This window comes from Paraburkholderia sp. Ac-20336 (assembly GCF_017105025.1).
In the GTDB taxonomy this organism is placed as follows: Bacteria; Pseudomonadota; Gammaproteobacteria; order Burkholderiales; family Burkholderiaceae; genus Paraburkholderia.
This window is the reverse complement of record NZ_JAAGPS010000230.1, coordinates 1-5181: the sequence shown is the minus strand read 5'-3', so window position 1 is coordinate 5181 and position 5181 is coordinate 1. Positions and strand designations below refer to the sequence as shown.

The following is a 5181-nucleotide window of genomic DNA, read 5'->3' as shown; positions in this document are numbered from 1 at the left end:
CCGGCTCGTGGCGCAGCGTCATGATGACGGCGAGCAGCGCGACGTGAATCGCCGCGACCACGACGGTGGCGGTCAGCGCGCGGGAATTCCTACGGGGAGGCGACGCCAGCGAAGCGCCGGCGGGAACGGGGTACGGGGCCTGCATGTTAGTGCGGCAGCACGCCGCCTGGGCGGCGTGTCGGACAGGACATCGTCATGTTCGGAAAATCAGCAGCGAAATGAACAGGGTGGTCACGAAACCAATCAGCAATTCCATCTCGAACTCCTTGCTCAAGTTGAGTGGGTTTAGCCGGCTGGCATGAATACTGGCTTGCTGACGGCAGTGGGATAACAGCGACTGTACCGCAAATCATGCGACATCCTGATGTCGCATTAAGCGCTACATTAAATGTGCGCAAAGCGTCGGGGCATTGAAACGGGTGGGTACGGCTCGCGCCGCACCCCGAAAGCTGGACTCAGGCTGCCTTGCGTTCGTAGAACGAGACCGTAGCCATTTCGACCACCTGCGCACGATGTTCGACGACCACGCCGCACCGGCTCGCGCAGACGCCGCTTTGCAGCATGACGTCGCGCACCGACTCCTCGCACTTGCCGCAGCAGGAGGCGACGCCGAGCTCGAACTGGAGTTCGTCGAACGAGTCGATGCCGTCCGCGATCGAGGAGCGGATGGTTCGGTCGGAAACGGATTTGCAGACACACACAATCATGGCAGGCGTCATAGCTAACGTTAATGCGAATTATTATCATTTTGTTTGGGCCGTTTGGCAAGCGCCCTGAATGATTTTTTGTAACAAAACCAGACTCATAGGAGGGATTTTGAGGCGGGAAGGGGGGCCGGAACGAGGACGCTAGAGGGGGAAAATGGCGGGAAGGCGCGGATGTGGTGGGGCGTCGTGCGGCCCGGTGGTTGGGGGCGACTCAATCGGGGGCGGGACGAAAGTGCGCTGCAATGGCGCAGGCGGCGTCCGGGCGACGCTTGGCTGGCGGGGTACGGAAATATGCAAGCCGCGTAATCTTGCCGAAAACCCTGCCGGAAGCCGCCTGGGCGGCAGCGCCTGGGCGCGTCGCGCTTTATGCCGCTCGCGAATCCGGTCCGGCCGTCCGCCGCGAGGCAATCAATACTCGCTCGACGCTCGCTTCGATTCCCAGCAGCGTCGCGGTGAGCTGCTGCTGGTGGAGACCGTCGTCGGTGGAATAGAAGCGCGGCAGCGGCGTGCCGGCGGCGGGCACGGTGGCGCGCAGGCCGTGCTGGTCCAGTACGCGTTCCAGTTGACGCGCGATCGCCACGCTCGTGTCGATCAGCGCGAGCCGGTCGCCGACGATGTCGCGGATCGCCGCATCGAGAAACGGGTAGTGGGTGCAGCCGAGCACGAGCGTGTCGGCGCCCGCGTCGAGCATCGGTTCGAGATAGCTGCGCAGCAGCGCGCGCAATTCGGCCGAGCTCACGTCGCAGCGCTCGACCGCCTGCACGAGCCCATGTCCCGGCTGGCACAGAAAGCGGCAGTCGGCGGCGTAGCGTTCGAGCAGCCCCTGGAAGCGGGCGCTGCGCAGGGTCGCCTGTGTCGCGAGCACGCCCGCGACGCGGCTTTTCGACTGCAACGCGGCGGGCTTGATGCCGGGTTCGACGCCGATCAGCGGAATCGGCAACTTTTCGCGCACTAGCGCGATCGATTGCGCGGTCGCCGTGTTGCAGGCGACCACGAGTGCCTTCGCGCCTTGCCCCATCAGCCATTCGCCGATCGCGAGCGTACGGTCGGCGATGAAGTCGTCGTCGCGCTCGCCATACGGCGCGTACAGCGAATCGGCGACATAGAGCAGCGTCTCGTCAGGTAGTTGCGCCCGCACCGCCCGCAGCACCGACAGACCGCCCAAGCCCGAATCGAAAATGCCGACCGGTGCCTGCAACGCGGCGCCAGCGGTGAAAGTCCGGACGGTCGGGGACGGCGATTGAGCAGACATAGGCGAGGAAAACGTGCGTGACGCTACGCTTGGCGAAAAGGCGGAAACGGCCGAAGCCGGCACAGACGGAAACGACGAACGGCGCAAACGGCAAACAGGAAACGGCAAACAGCGAAAACAGGAAACGGCGCAGCGCGCAAAGTGCGCAAGTATATCGTCCGCGCGGCGCGGTCCGTCTCGCACGCAGGTTCGCTCGCGGATAAACGAACCCTTGCGCCACCGCGCGGGATATTGCAGCCGGCTTCGCTCAGGACTCGACCGAACCCATCGCGCTTTGCTGGTAATTCTGGATGCCGACCTTGTCGATCAGATCGAGCTGCGTTTCGAGCCAGTCGATATGTTCTTCGGTGTCGTCGAGAATCTTCGTGAAGATTTCGCGCGAGATGAAGTCGCGAACCGATTCACAGTAGACGATGGCTTCCTTGCAGGTGCTCTGCGAAATCTGTTCGAGCTTCAGATCGCATTCGAGGATTTCTTTGGTTTCCTCACCGATCAGCAGCTTGTGCAGGTCCTGCAGATTCGGCAGGCCGTCGAGCATGAAAATACGTTCGATGAGCCAGTCGGCATGTTTCATTTCGCCGATCGACTCGTCGTATTCATGCTTGCCGAGCTTGTCGAGACCCCAGTGCTTGTACATCCGCGCATGCAGGAAGTACTGGTTGATGGCGGTCAGTTCGTTCTTGAGCTGCGCGTTCAGGTATTCGATGACCTTCTTGTCGCCTTGCATGTTAATTCCTTATGTGGGGACCTTGAATTTCCAACAACAATAAACGCCATACCTGAAAAAGCCAAGCTTACGGACACAACTTTTGGCATTGTTTCAGGTATTGCGCGCCGCTTTGCGCACGTCTTGCGCACAGCAAAAAAAAGCCGGGGCCGAAGCCCCGGCATCCGACTCGCGCGACGGGCACTCATTGCGAATCATTAAGCCGTGGCAACCGGAATCTTGCCGATCTTCGCCTGCCATTCCTTCGGGCCGGTCTGGTGCACCGAGGTGCCGTTCGAATCGACGGCGACCGTGACCGGCATGTCCTGCACGTCGAACTCGTAGATCGCTTCCATGCCGAGGTCTTCGAACGCGAGCACCTTCGCGCTGCGGATCGCCTTCGAGACCAGATACGCGGCGCCGCCGACGGCCATCAGATAGGCCGCCTTATGCTTCTTGATCGACTCGATCGCGACCGGGCCGCGCTCGGCCTTGCCGATCATCGAAATGAGGCCCGTTTGTCCGAGCATCGTTTCGGTGAACTTGTCCATGCGCGTGGACGTGGTCGGGCCCGCCGGGCCGACCGCTTCGTCGCGCACCGGATCGACCGGGCCGACGTAGTAGATCACGCGGTTCGTGAAGTCGACCGGCAGCTTCTCGCCCTTCGCGAGCATGTCGGCGATGCGCTTGTGCGCGGCGTCGCGGCCCGTCAGCATCTTGCCCGACAGCAGCAGCGTCTGGCCCGGCTTCCAGCTTGCGACTTCGGCCGGCGTCAGCGTGTCGAGATCGACGCGCTGGCTGGTTTCCGTGTTCGGCTCCCAGTGCACCTTCGGCCATGCGTCGAGCGACGGCGCTTCGAGCTTCGCCACGCCCGAGCCGTCGAGCGTGAAGTGCGCGTGACGCGTGGCCGCGCAGTTCGGGATGATCGCGATCGGCTTCGACGCGGCGTGCGTCGGCGCGGCCATGATCTTCACGTCGAGCACGGTGGCGAGACCGCCGAGACCCTGCGCGCCGATGCCGAGTGCGTTGACCTTCTCGTGCAGTTCGACGCGCAGTTCTTCGATCCAGTCCTGCGGGCCGCGCGCGATCACGTCCTGAATGTCGATCGGGTCCATCAGCGATTCCTTCGCCATCAGCATCGCTTTCTCGGCGGTGCCGCCGATGCCGATGCCGAGCATGCCCGGCGGGCACCAGCCGGCACCCATCGTCGGCACGGTCTTGAGCACCCAGTCGACGATCGAATCGGACGGGTTTAGCATCGCGAACTTCGACTTGTTTTCCGAGCCGCCGCCCTTGGCCGCGACCTGCACGTCGATCTTGTCGCCCGGCACGATCTCATAGTGGATCACGGCCGGCGTGTTGTCCTTCGTGTTCTTGCGCGCGCCTTCGGGCGGGCTCACGATCGAGGCGCGCAGCACGTTGTCGGGGTTCATGTAGCCGCGGCGCACGCCTTCGTTGATCATGTCGGTGACGCTCATCGTCGCGCCGTCCCAACGCACGTCCATGCCGACCTTCACGAACACCGTGACGATGCCGGTGTCCTGGCAGATCGGGCGCTTGCCTTCGGCGCACATGCGGCTGTTGGTCAGGATCTGCGCGATCGCGTCCTTCGCCGCCGGGCTCTGTTCGAGCTCGTAGGCGCGGCCGAGCGCTTCGATGTAGTCGAGCGGATGGTAATAGCTGATGTACTGCAGCGAATCAGCGATGCTCTGGATCAGGTCTTCCTGTTTGATGACGGTCATGGCTAGCTCAGTGGGGAGGGACGCTTGTTATCGGATCGCAGCGCGGTGCGGTCAGTCTTGCGCCTTCAGGGGAGTGGAAACCTTGATGCCGCCCACGGCGTGCAAGGCCGCGGGCTCTTCGAAATGCTTGGGGTGCGTGTGCGTGGTGAGGCGGTCGACGAGCGCCATCACGAGCGCGGACACGAGGAACGCGACATGGATGATGACCTGCCACATGATCGTGTGCGTCGTGTTCTGGTCGGGGCTGATGAAGGTCTTCAGCAGATGGATCGACGAGATGCTGATGAGCGCCATCGAGAGCTTCACTTTCAGCACGCCGGCGTTGACGTGATCGAGCCACTCCGGTTCATCCGGATGGCCATCGAGACCGAGGCGCGAGACGAACGTTTCATACCCGCCGATGATGACCATGATCAGCAGGTTCGAGATCATCACCACGTCGATCAGGCCCAGCACGACGAGCATGATGCTGGTCTCGTCGAGCTTCATCGAATCCGTGACCAGATGCCAGACTTCCTTGAGGAACAGCACGACGTAGACCGCTTGCGCGACGATCAGGCCGAGATAGAGCGGCACCTGCAGCCAGCGGCTCATGAAAATGAGGACGGGCAGCGGACGCATCGGGCGGCGCTGACGGGCGGAGTCGGGTCGCGAAGCGGACATAGGCAGGAGTCGGACGAAGCGCTTTGACGGAACACGGGCCAATGCGCCGGCGGCATGCCGGCCGGCGCACGTGAGCCCGGCGCGCGCGGCGGGCAGCGTCTCGGGCAGCGA

5 protein-coding genes are annotated in these 5181 nt (G+C 63.0%); all 5 read right to left on the bottom strand.

Annotation, left to right across the window (positions count from 1 at the left end; translation table 11 throughout):
• Nucleotides 1-455 precede the first annotated feature (455 nt).
• The 5 genes from GXB81_RS30330 to GXB81_RS30310 all read right to left on the bottom strand — a co-directional run bounded on the left by GXB81_RS30330 (nucleotide 456) and on the right by GXB81_RS30310 (nucleotide 5028).
• On the bottom strand, nucleotides 456-707 hold the full coding sequence (locus tag GXB81_RS30330; protein ID WP_167040433.1) for a (2Fe-2S)-binding protein: 252 nt from the start codon (nucleotides 705-707) through the stop codon (nucleotides 456-458).
• A 364-nt stretch (nucleotides 708-1071) separates the two neighbouring features.
• Complete coding sequence (murI, locus tag GXB81_RS30325; RefSeq protein WP_205991137.1) at nucleotides 1072-1959, bottom strand: glutamate racemase; 888 nt, start codon at nucleotides 1957-1959, stop codon at nucleotides 1072-1074.
• Nucleotides 1960-2206: 247 nt separating this feature from the next.
• Entirely contained in the window at nucleotides 2207-2686 is a 480-nt protein-coding gene (gene bfr / locus GXB81_RS30320; protein ID WP_167040429.1) for a bacterioferritin, read from the bottom strand.
• A gap of 197 nt (nucleotides 2687-2883) precedes the next feature.
• Nucleotides 2884-4407: a fumarate hydratase gene (locus tag GXB81_RS30315; protein ID WP_167040427.1), complete on the bottom strand. Its 1524-nt coding sequence runs from the start codon at nucleotides 4405-4407 to the stop codon at nucleotides 2884-2886.
• Nucleotides 4408-4458: 51 nt separating this feature from the next.
• Nucleotides 4459-5028, bottom strand: coding sequence for a TIGR00645 family protein (locus tag GXB81_RS30310; protein ID WP_240158885.1), 570 nt, complete (start codon nucleotides 5026-5028; stop codon nucleotides 4459-4461).
• Nucleotides 5029-5181: the final 153 nt, after the last annotated feature.

Excerpts from the sequence above, each read along its gene's own strand:
- GXB81_RS30310 (WP_240158885.1), bottom strand. The coding sequence starts at position 5,028 with ATGCGTCCGCTGCCCGTCCTCATTTTCATGAGCCGCTGGCTGCAGGTG.
- GXB81_RS30315 (WP_167040427.1), bottom strand. The coding sequence starts at position 4,407 with ATGACCGTCATCAAACAGGAAGACCTGATCCAGAGCATCGCTGATTCG.
- GXB81_RS30330 (WP_167040433.1), bottom strand. The coding sequence starts at position 707 with ATGATTGTGTGTGTCTGCAAATCCGTTTCCGACCGAACCATCCGCTCC.
- bfr (WP_167040429.1), bottom strand. The coding sequence starts at position 2,686 with ATGCAAGGCGACAAGAAGGTCATCGAATACCTGAACGCGCAGCTCAAG.
- murI (WP_205991137.1), bottom strand. The coding sequence starts at position 1,959 with ATGTCTGCTCAATCGCCGTCCCCGACCGTCCGGACTTTCACCGCTGGC.